The following is a 15,526-nucleotide window of genomic DNA, read 5'->3' as shown; positions in this document are numbered from 1 at the left end:
CGCTGGCTGGACAAACGTCCTACAAAGACACGTTCTCGCTAGATTGACAACTATCCTACAAAAACGTGGTTCAGGCAACGGTTTTGTCAGTAGCTTCCGTATGAGGGATCATGAGCGAACGAACGATCCTGGCGTGCGAGGACTGCCTTCCGCCGGCGGAGGCGTTCTCGGTGGTCGCCAACGAGTCCCGGCTGGCGATCCTCGACGCGCTCTGGCGCGCGCCGGAGACCCCGGTGAGTTTCTCGGAGCTCCGGCGAGCGGTGGGGATGGACGACAGCGCGCAGTTCAACTACCACCTCGGAAAGCTCACGGGCCAGTTCGTCCGGAAGGTCGAGGGTGGCTACGAGTTCCGCCACGCCGGCGAGAAGGTCGTCCGGGCGATCCTCGAAGGCTCGTTCACCGAGGACCCCCGCATCGAGTCGTTCGCGGTGGACGGGACCTGCGTCGCCTGCGGGGGCGACCTCCGGGCGCGCTACGCCGACGAGCGCCTCACGGTCGCGTGTTCCGCCTGCGGAACGCGCCACGGCCACGCGCCGTTCCCGCCGGGCGGGCTGAACGACCGCACCCGCGCGGAGGTCCTGGCGGCGTTCGACCAGCGGGTGCGCCATCTTCACTGTTTGGCGGCCGATGGGGTGTGTCCCGAGTGCGGCGGTCGGATAGAGACCGCGTTCGAGCGCGACGGCGACCGACTCACCGGCGTCGTCCACGAGTGCCGCCAGTGTCACCACACCATCCCGTCGACCGTGGGACTCCGGCTGCTCGACCACTCGGCGGTCGTCGCGTTCCACCACGACCACGGGGTCGAACTCTGTGCGACGCCGTTCTGGCACCACGCGTGGTGTGTCGACCACGATGCGGTGACGGTCCGCTCGGCCGACCCGTGGGAACTCGCCGTTTCGATTCGACTCGACGCCGAGGCGCTTCGGGTGACGCTCGACGGCGACCTCGGGGTCGTCGAAACCGAGCGTGGCTACGGCGCGCTCGACGGTGGCGAGCGGCCCGCCGGGGCCTCGGGCTCGCCGGCGGGGATGTCCGGCGAGGGTTGAAACGCCGCGACCCACTGGATCGGGCATGACCTTCGACCCCGACCCGGTGACGACGCTGACCTTCGACTCCTACGGCACGCTCGTCGACGTCGAGGCGGTCGAGCGCGCGCTCGCCGACCACGTCGCCGAGCCCGAACCCGTCTCGACCCTCTGGCGCTCGCGCTCGCTCGCCTACACCTTCGTCGCGAACCACGTCGACGCCTACAAACCGTTCTACGACATCAACCGCGACGCGCTCGAATACGCGCTCGCCACCCACGATGTCGACCTCGACGAGGACGAACGCGAGGCGATCCTCGAACAGTACCACGACCTCGACGTCTTCGACGACGTCCGCGACGGCATCGAACGCCTCAACGACGCGGGCTACGACTGCTACGTGCTCTCGAACGGCAACCCCGCGATGCTCGACTCGCTCGTGGAGTCGGCGGACATCGGCGAGGTCCTCGAGGACACCATCAGCGCCGACGAGATATCCACGTTCAAACCCGACTCGGCGGTCTATCGCCACGCGGCCGCCCGAACCGGTACGCCGGCCGAGGAGATCGCCCACGTCGCCGCGGGCTGGTTCGACGTTTTGGGCTCGATGCACGCCGGCAACCAGGCCGTGTGGGTCGATAGGAAGGGCTCGCCGTGGGACGGTCTCGCCGGCGACCCGAACCTCACGATCGAGACGCTCGACGAACTCGCCGCGGCGCTCGGGGTCTGAGTTCGACGCGTCGCTTTTGCCGTTCGGGGTCGTGGATCCGGTGTGCGCGAGTTCGCGTTCGAGCTGGTGGTCTGTGCCCACCTCGAAGCCGACTTCGACGGGGTCGTGAGCCGCCAGCTCGGGGCCAGCCTCGCGGGGACGCGCGTGATGGACGTCGTGTGTGTCGAGCCCGGTCCCGACTTCGACGCCCGAACCCGGCTCACCGCGGGGACGGTCCCCGACGCGGCCATCGAGAGTCGCGTGGGGGTCGGCGAGGCGCGCTACTGGAAGGACTGTTTCGACTGTCACCCCGAACGCGCCCGCGAGGCCACCGACCGGGCGGTCGAGGTCGGCTTCTTCGAATCCGAGCGCCGTCACGGTCGGGAGTACGTCCGGCAGGCGGCGCGCTATCCCGAGCACTGGTTCGGGGAGCTGGTGGGCATCGAGAACAAACCCGACCTCGACAGGCCAGGCGATCTCGAACGCCAGCTCCGGACCGACGTGAGCCTCGGCGCGTTCGACGCGGTCGTGCTCGCGACGGCCTCGCACGTCACCGGGGCCCACCTACACCGCATCCCGAACGAGGTCGGCGTCTGGCGGTTCGACCCGGACTCCGGGATCGACGAGATGATTCGCGAGCCGACCCCGCTCGCGCCCGACGAACCGGGGGTCGAGCCGATCGGTCGGGAGCCGACCCGGACCGCCATCCGAACCGCGAGCCCCGCCGAGAAGGCACGGCTCCGACGACGGATCGCCGAACGCGCCTACGGCAAGGGCTGGCGGACCTACGACGCGCCGGCGTGTGCGAACGCCGCCGCGGGCGAGTACGCGGGCGCGCGGGACCTCCCGTTCTGCGAGTGGAAGGGTCGGTTCGTCCACCCGGCCGCCGAGTGCAGCGCCGACTGTCCCGGTCACGCGGCCGCCGACCCGCTCGACCTCGACCTCGACGCCGAACGGGCTCGTCGAACGCCGTGGGTTCGCGACCCGGCGGGCTACCGACGTCGGCAGGTGGGTCTCGACCGGTTTTGACATATAAATAGGTCTGTGGGTGGGTATCATGGCCACTACCGCGGCCACGTGGCGCGATCCGAGCGACCGTTTCCGTCACTTTTATGTAGAACTCCAATCAATCGGTAGGTGACTATGGCTCAGCAAATGGGCAACCAGCCCCTCATCGTACTCTCGGACGACTCGCAGCGGACCTCGGGAAAGGACGCGCAGTCGATGAACATCACGGCGGGTCAGGCCGTCGCTGAGGCGGTACGCACCACGCTCGGCCCGAAAGGGATGGACAAGATGCTCGTCTCCGACGCGGGCGACGTCGTCGTCACGAACGACGGTGTCACCATCCTCTCGGAGATGGACATCGAGCACCCCGCCGCGAACATGATCGTCGAGGTCGCCGAGACCCAGGAGGACGAGGTCGGCGACGGGACGACGACCGCCGTCGTCGAGACCGGTGAACTCCTCGAGAAGGCCGAGGACCTCCTCGACCAGGATATCCACGCCACCACACTGGCCCAGGGCTACCGAGAGGCGGCCGAAGAGGCCAAGAACATCCTCGAGGAGACCGCGATCGAGGTCGACGAGAGCGACACCGAGACCCTCGAACACATCGCCGCGACCGCGATGACGGGCAAGGGTGCCGAGAGCGCCCGCGACCTGCTCTCGGAGCTCGTCGTCGAGGCCGTCACCGCGGTGGTCGACGAGGACGGCATCGACACCGACAACGTCTCGATCGAGAAGACCGTCGGCGGCAGCGTCGACGAGTCCGAGCTCGTCGAGGGCGTCATCGTGGACAAGGAGCGCGTCCACGACAACATGCCCTACTTCGTCGAGGACGCCAACGTCGCGCTGCTCGACTCCGCGATGGAGGTCAAGGAGACGGAGATCGACGCCGAAGTCAACGTCACCGACCCCGACCAGCTCCAGCAGTTCATGGACCAGGAGGAGGAGCAGCTGAAGGAGATGGTCGACCAGCTCGTCGACGTCGGTGCTGACGTCGTCTTCTGCCAGCAGGGCATCGACGACATGGCCCAGCACTACCTCGCCCAGGAGGGCATCCTGGCCGTGCGCCGCGCCAAGTCCAGCGACATCACCCGGCTCGCACGCTCGACGGGCGCACGCGTCGTCTCGAACCTCGACGACATCACCGCCGAGGACCTCGGCTACGCCGGCAACGTCGCCGAACGCGACATCGCGGGCGACCAGCGGATCTTCGTCGAGGACGTCGAGGACGCGAAGGCCGTGACCCTCATCCTCCGCGGCGGCACCGAGCACGTCGTCGACGAGGTCGAACGCGCCATCGAGGACTCCCTGGGTGTCGTGCGCGTCACGCTCGAGGACGGCAAGGTCCTCCCCGGCGGCGGCGCGCCCGAGACCGAGCTCTCGCTCGGCCTGCGCGACTACGCCGACTCCGTTGGGGGCCGCGAGCAGCTCGCCGTCGAGGCCTTCGCGGACGCCATCGACATCATCCCCCGGACGCTCGCCGAGAACGCCGGCCTCGACCCGATCGACTCCCTCGTGGACCTCCGCAGCCAGCACGACGCCGGCAACACCACGACCGGTCTCGACGCCTACACCGGTGAGGTCGTCGACATGGAGGCCGACGGCGTCGTCGAGCCCCTCCGCGTCAAGACCCAGGCCATCGAGAGCGCGACCGAGGCCGCCGTGATGATCCTCCGCATCGACGACGTCATCGCTGCGGGCGACCTCAAGGGCGGCCAGACCGGCGACGACGACGACGACGGCGGCCCGCCCGCGGGCGGCATGGGCGGTATGGGTGGCATGGGCGGTATGGGCGGCATGGGCGGTATGGGTGGCATGGGCGGCATGATGTAGACGTTCGGGAACAACTACACGCACCCACACCGACCGCACCGCTGACCGTATCGCGCCACGACCGACCGAATTTTTCCAGCCTCGATTCGCCAGCGACAGCCTCGCCTCGGTTCTCGAACTCGCCGCCGTGTTCTCGGTCGTCCGAAGCGGTCGCTCGGCGCGGACGAAACCGAAAAAGGGTGTTTCGACGGTTCGGTCGGGACGCGAGCGAAGGTCGGCTTACTCTTCGAGGTCGAGTTCGAACTGCTCGTGTTCGCTCACGGCGTTCAGGACCACGCTGGTGTTCGACTCCTTGACGTCGGGTTCGGTGATGAGGCTCTTGATCTGGTCGTTCATGTCGTCGGTGTCCTTGAACTTCCCGACGGCGACGACGTCGTGGTCGCCGGTGACCTCGTAGACCGAGATCATCTGGTGGTGGTCGCGGAGGCGGTCGGTGACCTCGGGGAGCGAACTCCCCTCGACCTTGAGCTGGATCACGGCGGTGACGTCGTAGCCGAGCGCGTCGTAGTCGATCTCGGGCGAGTAGTCCCGGATCACACCCTCGGATTCGAGGTCCGCGAGGTGGTTCGAAACCGTGGTGACCGAGACATCGAGCTGGTTGGCGAGGCTCCGGAGGCTCGCGCGGCCGTCGCCCAGCAGTGCGTTGATGAGTTCGGTGTCGAGGTTCTCGTACGTCATATCTACCCGTGATAGGTGTGGATAGTAAAACTTTACGAATATCCAATTCTGAGCCGGCTCTCAATATTTGCGAAGAACAGCAATCCTTTTACTCCGGCCGGTATCCCACCGAGTAGGCACGAAGTATGACAAACGAAACCTCTGTCCCCGACGGTGGCCTCTCGACGGAAGCCCAACACGTTCTCGACCAGATCGACGAACAGAACGTCGACTTCCTCCGGCTCCAGTTCACCGATATCCTCGGCACGGTGAAGAACGTCTCCATCCCCGCTTCGCAGGCCGAGAAGGCCTTCGAGGAGGGGATCTACTTCGACGGCTCCTCGATCGAGGGCTTCGTCCGGATCCAGGAATCGGACATGCGTCTCAAACCCGACCCCTCGACCTTCGCCGTCCTCCCGTGGCGGCGCACCGAGGAGAGCGCGGCCGCGCGCCTCATCTGTGACGTGATGGACACCTCCACCGGCGAACCCTTCGAGGGCGACCCGCGCGGCGTCCTCAAGCGCGCGGTCGACCGCGCCGAGGGGATGGGCTACGACGTGAACTTCGCCCCCGAACCCGAGTTCTTCCTCTTCGAGGAGGACGAGGATGGGCGGGCGACGACGAAGACCAACGACGCGGGTGGCTACTTCGACCTCGCGCCGAAGGACCTCGCCCAGGACGTCCGCCGGGACATCATCTTCGGGCTCGAGAGCATGGGCTTCGAGATCGAGGCCTCCCACCACGAGGTCGCCCGCGGCCAGCACGAGATCAACTTCACCTACGACGACGCGGTCTCGACGGCCGACAACGTCGCGACGTTCAGGTCGGTCGTCCGCGCCATCGCGGCCGAACACGAACTTCACGCGACGTTCATGCCCAAACCCATCGCGGGGATCAACGGCTCGGGGATGCACACCCACATGTCGCTGTTCGAGGACGGCGAGAACGCCTTCCACGACGAGGACGACGAGTTCAACCTGAGCGGCACGGCGAAGGAGTTCCTCGCGGGCGTCCTCGAACACGCCCCCGCCATCACGGCGGTCTCGAACCCGACGGTCAACAGCTACAAGCGGCTCGTGCCGGGCTACGAGGCTCCCGTCTACGTCGCGTGGTCCGACCGCAACCGCTCCGCGCTCATCCGCAAGCCGGCCGCACGCACCCCGGCCGCCAGCCGCATCGAGGCCCGCTTCCCCGACCCCTCGTGCAACCCGTATCTCGCCTTCGCGGCGCTCATCCACGCCGGTCTCGACGGGATCGACGAGGGCTACGAGGCCCCCGACCCGGTTCGCGAGAACATCTACGACTTCGACGAGGCGAAACGCGAGGAGTACGGTATCGAGACCCTGCCGACCACGCTCGAATCCGCCGTCGAGCAGCTCGAAGCCGACGACGTCGTCCTCGACGCGCTCGGCGACCACATCTCCGAGTCCTTCCTCGAAGCCAAGAAGGCCGAGGTCACCGACTACCACGTCTCGGTGAGCGAGTGGGAGAAGGAGCGCTACCTCGAAACGTTCTGAATCGGGTTGCCGGTGCTGAGCCGCTTCCCGTTCGATTTTCACCCTTTTTTTGACTGCGATGATAGCAGCCGCATCAGTCGATCTACCTCCGTGATTTTAGGATAGTAGCTCCAAACACGACCGCACAGACATGGAGAGTTTTCAGACACAACTCGGGCGCTGTGTCGTGACGGATGACGAGCTACGGCTCGAACACGGGGTTCGCAGGCTCCTCAGACGGTGGTATGATCGAGGACCTCTCTATCGAATACTGATGGGATCGGTCGGGCTCGTAACACTACTAAACGTCGTGTTTGTCTTTCCCCGTATTCCAGCAGTAGGCATCGGTGTCGTTCTCCTGATCGGTGGTCTTTTCGCGCTCTCTCATGTAATCATCCGCCTAGCTGCGTACACAGCAGGACAAACCAGAGCGAGCGTGATACCACTCGGGTCGATCACGAGGGTTGGCTACTACGAAGGTGGGACGTTCGCACCTCCCGGCCTCGTCGTCTACTACGACGTAGATGGTGAGGAGACGGGACGGTCGTTCACTCTCCCTTCGACCCGAAACGGTGCTGAAGCGGAGTTCGAGAAGGCGAAATCGATCTTCTCGGATCGCGGGATCCGTCTCACCGAGACCGAGGTTTCACCATCTGAGGGGTAGCTACCTCTCGAAACGGAATCCCATAGTCCCCATTCGTGCGTTGCTCCTGATCCTTTTTCATGTGCTTTCCGATCCAGTGGAAGCAAACTCTCCTCCGATACGCTCGGCGAGCACCGGGAGCGAGAGCAGTCCGCCGAAGACGGCGGCGGCCGCGACCCCGGTCACGACGAGCGGCGGTTCGAGCACGTAGACCACCCCGAAGAGGCCGCCGAGCACGGCGATCCCGGCCGCCAGCCCGAGGATCGCAACGGATGGAAGCCGGCTCGGAACCCGGGATCCAAGCAATTCCCACGCGCCGAGCGCGCCGAGCGCGCCCCCGAGGATCAACACGTCGTCGAACGTCACCGGGCCGGCGAGCACGCAGACGACGGCGGGGACCGCGGCGATCCGGAAGGCGGCTCGGGTGCGGCCACCCGCCAGCCCGACCACGACCCCGAGATAGGCCAGCCCGATCGTGACCCCGACGACGACGTCGACGGCGTAGTGAACCCCGAGGACGAGCCGTGCGAGACAGATCACCGCCACGACGCACCCGGCGACCGCCGCGCGGGCCCGCCGGCTGCCGACGGTGAGCGCGCTCGCGAGCCCACCCCAGAAGACCGTCGAGAGGAGGGCGTGACCGCTCGGGAAGCCGTAGCCGGTCGCGGTCGCCGCCTCGACGTACGCGCCCCGGAGGAGGCCCGGCACGTAGCGAACCCCCGGAACCGAGGCCGGGGCTGGCGGTCGGGGGAAACCGAAGATCGCTTTCAGCGCGGTCGTGAGGGCGATCCCGCCGAGCACGAGCCCGAGCACGAACGCGACCCGTCTTCGCGGTGCGCCGAGGACCGGGAGGCGCTCGCCAGCCGCGTAGAGCAGTACCAGCACGAGGAAGACGAACCAGACGTCGCCGAGCTGGGTGAGGAGCGCGAAGACCGGCGCGAGAACGTCGGGCAGCCGCTGGAGGGCCTCGGTGAGACCGACGCCGCGCATCTACGAACGGAAGTCCCGAACCCGGTCGGCGACCCGTCCGGGCGCGCCGAGCGCCGCGACGCCGAAGCCGACCAACACCATCAGGGCGTAGAGCCCGAGCGTCGAGAGCCAGACCACGAGCATGGCGAGGATCGCCCACCCACCCTCGAGGTAGAAGAAGGCCCCGATGGTCATCGCCGTTCCATAAAGAAGGACGAGATACGGTCCCCAGCCGCGGGCGTGGCCGCGGCGTTGGCGGCGACGGACGTAGCCCTTGAGCTCGCTTTCGAGGTCGTTGCGCTTGACGATCCGGTCTTCGACCTCCTCGGCGAACGCCACCACGTCGCTCCGGAGGGTTTCGACGTCGTCGACGGTCGCGGTCCGGTCGCGGCTCGCCGACGCGTCGGCCCCCTCTCGAACGGGGTCGCCGACGTCGGTCGCGTCCGTCGCCTCGGTCTCGTTCTCGGTTCGGGTTTCGTCGTCAGTTTCGGGTTCTCGGCTCATTGTCGACCACCTGTCTTCAACCGCGCCGCGAGTCCACCGTCGTTCGACGCCTCGAAACCGGCCGCTCGCCCCGCGAGGACCGCGTTCAACACCACACCGAGCAACACCACCATTCCCGCGAAGTAGAGTACCGTCACGAGCAACAACACCGCTCCCAGCACGCCGTAGGCCTCGTAGCTCCCCGCGTTGGCCGCGTAGATCCGGAAGACGACCTGGAGCACCGTGAGGCCGACGGCGGCGAACGCCGCCCCCGGTATCGCCTCGCGGACGGTCACGTCGTCGCCCGGGAGGAAGTAGTACAACGGCAACAGCACGATCCCGAGCGCGAGCAGCGTCGCGAGCGTTCCGACGACCGCGACCGCGGAGACCCCGGCGACCGTGATCTCGACCGGCCAGAACGAGACCGCCGCACCGATACCGACCGCCACCACCGCACCGAGGATCACCGCGACCAGCGTGACGATCCCGTTTTTCACCTGGCCGACGATCCCGGCGGATTCACGACCGTAGGCCCGCGAGAACGCGGTGTCGAGCCCACGGAACAGCTTGAGGGCGCTCCAGAGCAACACGAGCACGCTGGCGATCGTCGCCCCGCCGGCCCCGCTCTGTCCGCCGACCGCGCTCTGGACGAGGCTCTGGGCGCTCGACGGGAGCGAGGTGGTCGCCGAGGTCACGATCCGGTTCGCGGTCGCCGGGTTCACGGCGACCGAGATCGTGACCAGCAAGAGCAACAAGAGGGGTATCAGCGAGACGAACGCGTAGTACGCGGTGCTCGCGGCGATGAACGTGATCTCCTTGTCCTGTACCTCCCCGACGAACGTCCGACCGAAGGAGGTCACGCGTGCGCTGGTACTCACGAACCCGGTTTCGGCCGACGGCCATATAAATCAGCGGGAACCCGCTCGTCCCGGCCGCGGCCCGGCCTTACGGCTCGATGGGGAGCCACCCGTCGTCGGGGTCGACCCGGTCGGCGAGCACGGCGTTGAGCGCCGCGCCCACCAGCAGGACGAACCCGCCGACGTAGAGCCAGACCATGATCAACAGGAAGGCGCTCGCCGCGCCGTAGAGTCGCGTCAATCCCGATACCTGGGTGTAGTAGCCGAACAGCCACTGGAGCACGGTCCACGCCGCGGCCGCGAACGTGGTGCCGGGGAGGGTCTCCGTGAACCCGACGTCGACGTCCGGGAGGACGTAGTAGAGCGGCCCGAACACCATGGCGAGCACGACGAACACCACCAGCGGGCCGACGGTCTGCCAGAGCCGTGTCTCGACGAACGCCGACAGCCCGACGCCGCCGAGCACCAGCGCCACCGCGGTGGCGACGATGATGACGAACACGAGCACGATGTCGAGCAGCGTCGAGAGCATCGAGGGCTCGCCGTGGGTGCCGTAGATCCCCGCGAAGGCGGTGTTGAGCGACCTGAAGGTCAACAGCGAGCCCCAGAGGAGGACCGCGACGCCGATGACGGTCGCCCGGTCGCGGTCGGCCGCGCTGAAAACGATCTCGCGAAGCAGGTCGGCGCTCTCGGGGGTCAGGGTGGTCGTCGCCCGACCTACCGCCCGCATCGCGAGTTCGTTACCCCCGAGCGCCGTCACCGCAACCACGAGCAACAGGAGCAAGGGGACCATCGAGATGAACGCGAAGTACGCGAGGCTCGCCGCCGTGAGCACCATCCGCTCGCGCCGCCCGAGCGCGACGATGGCGGCGACGACCTCGACGACCCTGTCGGCGTTCGGCACGGCTGGTCTGGGGCGCGAAAACGTAAGTACACCGTCGTTCGTGGCCGACGTTTCCGATGGTCCGTCGACCCCGCCGGCGTCGAAACCGGTCGTCAGAGGGACGTATCCGGGATCCACTCGGCGTCGGGGTCGACCCGCCCGGCGAGCACGGCGTTGAGCGCCGCACCGACCAGCAGCGCGAGCCCGCCGACGTAGAGCCAGGTCAGCACGAGCAACACGCCGCCGGCGACGCCGTAGAGGTGGACGCTGCTCGACGTCGTCGCGTAGAGGCGCACCACGACCGCCGAAGCCGTCCAGACCGTCGCCGCGAGCAGCGTTCCGGGGAGGACCTCGGCGAGCGAGACTCCCTCGACCTCCGGGAGGACGTAGTAGAGCGGCGCGAAGACGACCACGAGCGCGACCAGCAAGAAGAGGGGCGTCACGAGCCTGAACAGCAGCCGGTTCGCGACCGTGTTCGCGAGCACGACCCCGACGACCGCGAACGCGACGACCGCGAGCGCCACCGCCACGAACACCACCGCCGCGTCGACGACCTTCCCGGCGAACGAGACCGCCTCGCGCTCGTCGTAGACCGCGGCGAACGCACCGTCGACCGCCCCGAACGTCCGGAGCGCGCTCCAGACCAGGATGACCGCCCCGAGCGCCCCCGCCCGGAGCCGACCGTTGGAGTTGGCGAGGAACTGGTTCGGGATCGAGACCCCGCTCGGGAGCACGGTCCCCGAGGCGGCCTGCATCACCGACGCGAGGCTCCCGTTGCCGAGCGTCGAGAGCGCGATCACCGAGAACAGGAGCAACGGGAGGAGCGCCGAGAAGAGGTAGTACGCGAGGCTCGCCGCCATCAGCGTGACCTGCCGCTGGTGGGCCACCGCGATGACGGTCCTCGCGACCGACGTCAGGCGTTCGGTTCTCGGTCCACTGGCCTCGACCTGCACACCCCGGCTTCAGAGCCCGACGGTATGAACGGTCCGCTCTCGCGGTCCGTCCGCCCGCCGCTCACGCACCGTCGGTCGCGGCCTCGATCTCCTCGACCGTCGCGTCGGTCTTGAACGTCGTGCCGCCGTACTGCGCGCGCGAGGCCCGGTAGCCCGCCTCGCGGAGCGACCCGAGGAACTCGTCCATCGCGTTCGCCGACCGGCCCCACCGCCGACAGAGCCGGTGCTGGTCGTAGTGGGTGGGGATATCGAGCTCGTCGTCGAGCGTCGCGAGCAGGTCGAACGCCCGCGAGGCGGTCCCCAGCTCGCCGGTGACCTGTTTGCGAACCCGATCGACGAACTCGGCGTCGTGGGTCGGTCCGAGCCAGATCGGGCCGGCGGTGGCGACCGACTCCCCGCACGTCGGACAGGCGTCGGGTGGATGGGCGATCAGTCCCCTCTCCGACTCACGGTCGAGACACGCGAAGCAGTGGTGGATATAACCGAGTTTTTCGACGGCGGCGTTCGCGTCGGTCGCACGGCGCGAAATCGAGAGGTAGGTCCGGACGTAGTGGTTCGTGACGTGGCTCAGTACGGGCGTCGCGGCGACGTCGTAGCGGGCGGCGGTGCGGACCAACGCGCCGAGGAGCACGCGAAGTCCCATCTCGGCGTGATACTCGGTGTTCTGTGGGAGGGCGCTGTACGACCGGACCCCGCTCTCGCGGTGGGCCCCACAGAGCGGCGCGGTGTCGGTCGCCGTCACACAGACGAGGTCCGCGGCGCTCCGGAAGGCCGCGTCGGCGAACGGGATCGGCGTTCCGAAGGGATCGAGGTCCACGACGTCGAAGCGCTCCTCGTGCATGAGCGCGTTCGCGTTCCGCTCCTCGACCCGGCCGTCGAGGTCGTTACGCGCGAGGTTCTCCCGACAGAGCGCCGCGGCGTCGGTGTCGTGGTCGCAGAGCGTGGCGTCGTAGCCCGCGTTCGCCGCCCGGACCCCGCGAGCCCCGGTGGCTGCGTTGGCGTCGAGGTACGACAGCCGGTCGCGGTCGGCCTCGCTTTCGTGGGCTCGGAGCACGGCGACCGTGAGGTCGCGGTTGAACTCCTGGACGGGGTTGAAGAACACCGCGTCGCCGACGCCCGACTCGGGCTGTTCGGGGACCACGAGCTCGACCTCGCCCTCCGTGACGTGCATGGTCGGGGTTCGGACGCCGAATGCGAAAAGCGGCGCGTCCTGAAGCGACGACCGTCGAGCGGGGACGAGCCTCCCTGGTTCGATACCCCAACGAACACAACGCACTTAATGACACCCGCCGGACGAGCCACACATGAGTGAGTTCGTATGCGGATAGTGATCGTCGGGGCCGGCGACGTCGGGACCCACATCGCCGAGGACCTCGCGGACGTCCACGACATCGCGATGGTCGACCGGGACGAGGAGGACATCGAGCGTCTCGTGACCGACTTCGGCGTCACCGGTGTGACGGGCGACGGCCGGTCGCTCGATACGCTCGAGGAGGCGGGCATCCGCGACGCCGAGGTCGTGATCGCGAGCACCGACGACGACGCGGTCAACGTCATGGTCTGTGGCGCGGCGCGAAACGTCACCGACGCGCGCACGATCGCCCGGGTGAAATCGCCCGACCTCTACGAGACCTGGCAGCACTTCGAGGGCGCGCTCGGGGTCGACATGATGCTCTCCGTCGACCGACTCACCGCCGAGTCGCTCGTCCGGACGGTTTCGCTGCCGGGGGCGCTCGCGACGAACATGTTCGTCGAGGGCCAGGTCGAGATGGCGGAGTTCGAGGTGGACGAGAACGCGCCGATCGCCGGCAAGACCGTCGAGGAGGGCGACGAGTACCCCTCGCTGACGTTCGCGGGCGTGCTCCGCGGCGACGAGGTCGTGATCCCGAGCGGCGATACGACGATCGAGGCGGGCGACCGCGTGGTGGCGATCGGGAGCCCATCGAGCATGCGGCGGTTCGCGCACGCGCTCACCGATAGCGACTCGCTCGATACCGACGACGATATCGTGATCGTCGGCGGTGGCGAGGTCGGCATCCAGGTCGCCGAAGCGTTCGAGCGCAGCGAGTACGGACCGCGACTGATCGACCACGACTCGGAGCGTGTCGCGGCGCTCGAGGAGCGCCTCGACCGGACCACCGTGGTCGAGGGCGACGTGCGGTCGTTCTCGTTCCTCGCCGACTCCGACGTCGGCGACGCCGACCTCCTGGTCGGCACGCTCGACGACGAGACCAACTACGTGCTGGCGCTGCTCGCGCGCGACATGGGTGTCGAGTACACCGCAGCGGTGGTCGACGAGGCCGACTACGGCGACCTGTTCGAGGCCGCCGGCGTCGACGTGGTGGTCCAGCCCCACACCGTCGTGGCGCGCCAGACCACCCGCGTGACGCGGGGCTACACCGACGAGGCCGCGGTGCTCGAACAGGACAGCGCCGAGGTCCTCGAGATCACCGTCGAGTCCGGGAGCGCGCTCGCCGGCGACTCGCTCAGCGACGTCGCGCTCGACCTCCCCGACGGGTTCGTGATCGGCGCGGTGGTGCGCAACGGCACGCTCCGGACGCCCCGTGGCGGCACCGTGATCCAGACCGGCGACCACGTCGTGGCCTTCGTCGACACCGACGACCTCGACGAGGTCGCGGCGGCGCTCTGAGCGCTGGATGCGACCGGCCCACCCAACTGAACGCGCGGTCGGCATCGCCCACTACGTCAGCGACGCCGACGGCGTCGGCGGGACGATCCGTGCCGAACCGGCGGACTTCCGGGTGCGCGAACTCGAAACGACGGGCTTCGAACCGCTCGACGCCGACCCCGGTCCCTATCCGCACGTCGTGGTCCGTGCCACGCTCGAAAACTGGGACACCAACGACTTCGCACGGGCGCTCTCGAATAGACTGGAGATCAGCCGCGAGCGGGTCGACTGGGCGGGGACGAAGGACAAACGCGCGGTGACCACTCAGCTGTTCTCGGTGCGCAACGGCGATCCTCGGGCGCTCGACGAGGTCGACTTCGACGGGGTGGAACTCGAGATGGTCGGCCGGGCGGGCCGCGGGCTCCAGTTCGGCGACCTCGCGGGCAACGCCTTCGAGGTCGTCGTTCGCGACGCCGACACCGACCCCGTCGCGGCGATCGCCGACGACCTCCGGGCGTTCGGCGGGGGGGACGACGGGACGGTCGGCCTTCCCAACTACTTCGGCCAGCAGCGGTTCGGGAGCCTCCGGCCGGTGACCCACGAGGTGGGGCTCGCGGTCGCCCGCGACGACTGGAAGGGGGCGGTGGTGGCGTATCTTGGGAGGCCGGACGACGCCGAACCCCCCGGCACCCGCGAGGCGCGCGGGTTCGTGGACGACGAAGTGGCGGCGGCGGGCGACGAGGACTGGGCCGGCGCGCTCGACCGGTTCCCGCGGCGGCTGGGCTTCGAGCGGGCGATGCTCCACCGGCTGGCCGAGGACGGAGCCGACGGTCCCACGGACTACCGGGCGGCGCTCGAAACCGCCCCCACCAACCTCCAGCGGCTGTTCGTCAACGCCGCGCAGTCATTCGTCTTCAACCGGATCCTCTCGGCGCGGCTCGACGCTGGATTGCCGTTCGACGCGGCGGTGGCGGGCGACGTGGTGTGTTTCACGGACGAAGGCGGGCGGGACGACCTCGCGGTGCCCGACCCCGACCGAGAGCAGCGCGTCACGTCGGACCGTGTCGGTACCGTGAACCGCCACACGGCGCGTGGACGGGCGTTCGTCACCGCGCCGCTGGTGGGGACCGAGACCGACCTCGCCGAGGGCGAACCCGGCGAGATCGAGCGCCGGGTGCTCGACGAGGTCGGGATCGAACCCGGGGACTTCGACCGTCCGGGGGAGTTTCACTCGACGGGCACCCGGCGGGCGATACTGGTCCGCACCGACTTGGCGATCGAGCGCGACCCGCTCACGTTCGGCTTTCGGCTGCCGAAGGGGTCCTACGCGACCGTGGTGCTCCGCGAGTTCTGCAAGACGGACCCACGAAACCTGGGCTGA

General features: G+C 68.3%; 15 protein-coding genes. 8 read left to right on the top strand and 7 right to left on the bottom strand.

Translation table 11 applies throughout. The features are described from left to right. Positions 1 to 110: 110 nt before the first annotated feature. The 4 genes from D3261_RS12880 to thsA all read left to right on the top strand — a co-directional run bounded on the left by D3261_RS12880 (position 111) and on the right by thsA (position 4,575). Positions 111 to 1,046 (top strand): helix-turn-helix domain-containing protein, encoded by a 936-nt coding sequence (locus tag D3261_RS12880; protein WP_120072989.1) that lies wholly within the window; start codon positions 111 to 113, stop codon positions 1,044 to 1,046. A gap of 25 nt (positions 1,047 to 1,071) precedes the next feature. Continuing rightward, entirely contained in the window at positions 1,072 to 1,755 is a 684-nt protein-coding gene (locus D3261_RS12875; protein ID WP_120072987.1) for a haloacid dehalogenase type II, read from the top strand. Between the two features lie 42 nt (positions 1,756 to 1,797). Beyond that, positions 1,798 to 2,763, top strand: coding sequence for a DUF5787 family protein (locus D3261_RS12870; RefSeq protein ID WP_120072985.1), 966 nt, complete (start codon positions 1,798 to 1,800; stop codon positions 2,761 to 2,763). Between the two features lie 126 nt (positions 2,764 to 2,889). Further along, positions 2,890 to 4,575 (top strand): thermosome subunit alpha, encoded by a 1,686-nt coding sequence (gene thsA / locus D3261_RS12865; RefSeq protein WP_120072983.1) that lies wholly within the window; start codon positions 2,890 to 2,892, stop codon positions 4,573 to 4,575. Between the two features lie 219 nt (positions 4,576 to 4,794). Here the strand turns inward: thsA and lrp are convergent, their stop codons facing one another. Further along, the gene (gene lrp, locus D3261_RS12860) at positions 4,795 to 5,253 is read right to left on the bottom strand and encodes an HTH-type transcriptional regulator Lrp (protein ID WP_007695947.1); all 459 of its coding nucleotides are present in this window, start codon (positions 5,251 to 5,253) and stop codon (positions 4,795 to 4,797) included. A 125-nt stretch (positions 5,254 to 5,378) separates the two neighbouring features. Here lrp and glnA point away from each other — a divergent pair, with 125 nt between their 5' ends. Continuing rightward, positions 5,379 to 6,749: a type I glutamate--ammonia ligase gene (gene glnA, locus D3261_RS12855; protein ID WP_120072981.1), complete on the top strand. Its 1,371-nt coding sequence runs from the start codon at positions 5,379 to 5,381 to the stop codon at positions 6,747 to 6,749. 166 nt (positions 6,750 to 6,915) lie between these two features. Then, the gene (locus D3261_RS19780; RefSeq protein WP_147464975.1) at positions 6,916 to 7,392 is read left to right on the top strand and encodes a hypothetical protein; all 477 of its coding nucleotides are present in this window, start codon (positions 6,916 to 6,918) and stop codon (positions 7,390 to 7,392) included. A 57-nt stretch (positions 7,393 to 7,449) separates the two neighbouring features. Here D3261_RS19780 and D3261_RS12845 read toward each other — a convergent pair whose 3' ends face one another. The 6 genes from D3261_RS12845 to D3261_RS12820 form a co-directional block, all read right to left on the bottom strand. Continuing rightward, a complete protein-coding gene (locus D3261_RS12845; protein ID WP_120072977.1) occupies positions 7,450 to 8,361 on the bottom strand; it encodes a phosphatase PAP2 family protein in 912 nt (303 codons plus the stop codon). Next, positions 8,362 to 8,844, bottom strand: coding sequence for a ribonuclease BN (locus tag D3261_RS12840; protein WP_120072975.1), 483 nt, complete (start codon positions 8,842 to 8,844; stop codon positions 8,362 to 8,364). It abuts the gene before it with no gap. Then, positions 8,841 to 9,701 carry a YihY/virulence factor BrkB family protein gene (locus D3261_RS12835; protein WP_120072974.1) on the bottom strand — a complete coding sequence of 287 codons (861 nt, stop codon included), beginning with the start codon at positions 9,699 to 9,701 and terminating at the stop codon, positions 8,841 to 8,843. Before D3261_RS12835 ends, D3261_RS12840 begins: the two co-directional genes overlap by 4 nt. A gap of 67 nt (positions 9,702 to 9,768) precedes the next feature. Continuing rightward, positions 9,769 to 10,584, bottom strand: a complete 816-nt coding sequence (locus D3261_RS12830; protein ID WP_120072972.1) for a YihY/virulence factor BrkB family protein — start codon at positions 10,582 to 10,584, stop codon at positions 9,769 to 9,771. A 92-nt stretch (positions 10,585 to 10,676) separates the two neighbouring features. Beyond that, positions 10,677 to 11,516: a YihY/virulence factor BrkB family protein gene (locus D3261_RS12825; RefSeq protein ID WP_120072971.1), complete on the bottom strand. Its 840-nt coding sequence runs from the start codon at positions 11,514 to 11,516 to the stop codon at positions 10,677 to 10,679. A gap of 61 nt (positions 11,517 to 11,577) precedes the next feature. After that, on the bottom strand, positions 11,578 to 12,687 hold the full coding sequence (locus tag D3261_RS12820) for a tRNA (guanine(26)-N(2))-dimethyltransferase (RefSeq protein WP_120072969.1): 1,110 nt from the start codon (positions 12,685 to 12,687) through the stop codon (positions 11,578 to 11,580). A 147-nt stretch (positions 12,688 to 12,834) separates the two neighbouring features. Between D3261_RS12820 and trkA the strand changes: the two genes are divergently transcribed. Together trkA and truD are read left to right on the top strand one after the other, a co-directional pair. Further along, entirely contained in the window at positions 12,835 to 14,166 is a 1,332-nt protein-coding gene (gene trkA, locus D3261_RS12815) for a Trk system potassium transporter TrkA (RefSeq protein WP_199694004.1), read from the top strand. Positions 14,167 to 14,173: 7 nt separating this feature from the next. Further along, positions 14,174 to 15,526 (top strand): tRNA pseudouridine(13) synthase TruD, encoded by a 1,353-nt coding sequence (truD, locus tag D3261_RS12810; protein WP_120072967.1) that lies wholly within the window; start codon positions 14,174 to 14,176, stop codon positions 15,524 to 15,526.

Source organism: Halococcus sp. IIIV-5B (genome assembly GCF_003602035.1).
In the GTDB taxonomy this organism is placed as follows: domain Archaea; phylum Halobacteriota; class Halobacteria; order Halobacteriales; family Halococcaceae; genus Halococcus; species Halococcus salsus.
This window is presented reverse-complemented; position numbering and strand designations above follow the sequence as displayed.

What these genes read in the sequence shown, in the direction of transcription:
- D3261_RS12880 (WP_120072989.1), top strand. Translation starts at nt 111, where the DNA reads ATGAGCGAACGAACGATCCTGGCGTGCGAGGACTGCCTTCCGCCGGCG.
- D3261_RS12875 (WP_120072987.1), top strand. Translation starts at nt 1,072, where the DNA reads ATGACCTTCGACCCCGACCCGGTGACGACGCTGACCTTCGACTCCTAC.
- thsA (WP_120072983.1), top strand. Translation starts at nt 2,890, where the DNA reads ATGGGCAACCAGCCCCTCATCGTACTCTCGGACGACTCGCAGCGGACC.
- lrp (WP_007695947.1), bottom strand. Translation starts at nt 5,253, where the DNA reads ATGACGTACGAGAACCTCGACACCGAACTCATCAACGCACTGCTGGGC.
- glnA (WP_120072981.1), top strand. Translation starts at nt 5,379, where the DNA reads ATGACAAACGAAACCTCTGTCCCCGACGGTGGCCTCTCGACGGAAGCC.
- D3261_RS12845 (WP_120072977.1), bottom strand. Translation starts at nt 8,361, where the DNA reads ATGCGCGGCGTCGGTCTCACCGAGGCCCTCCAGCGGCTGCCCGACGTT.
- D3261_RS12840 (WP_120072975.1), bottom strand. Translation starts at nt 8,844, where the DNA reads ATGAGCCGAGAACCCGAAACTGACGACGAAACCCGAACCGAGAACGAG.
- D3261_RS12820 (WP_120072969.1), bottom strand. Translation starts at nt 12,687, where the DNA reads ATGCACGTCACGGAGGGCGAGGTCGAGCTCGTGGTCCCCGAACAGCCC.
- trkA (WP_199694004.1), top strand. Translation starts at nt 12,835, where the DNA reads ATGCGGATAGTGATCGTCGGGGCCGGCGACGTCGGGACCCACATCGCC.
- truD (WP_120072967.1), top strand. Translation starts at nt 14,174, where the DNA reads ATGCGACCGGCCCACCCAACTGAACGCGCGGTCGGCATCGCCCACTAC.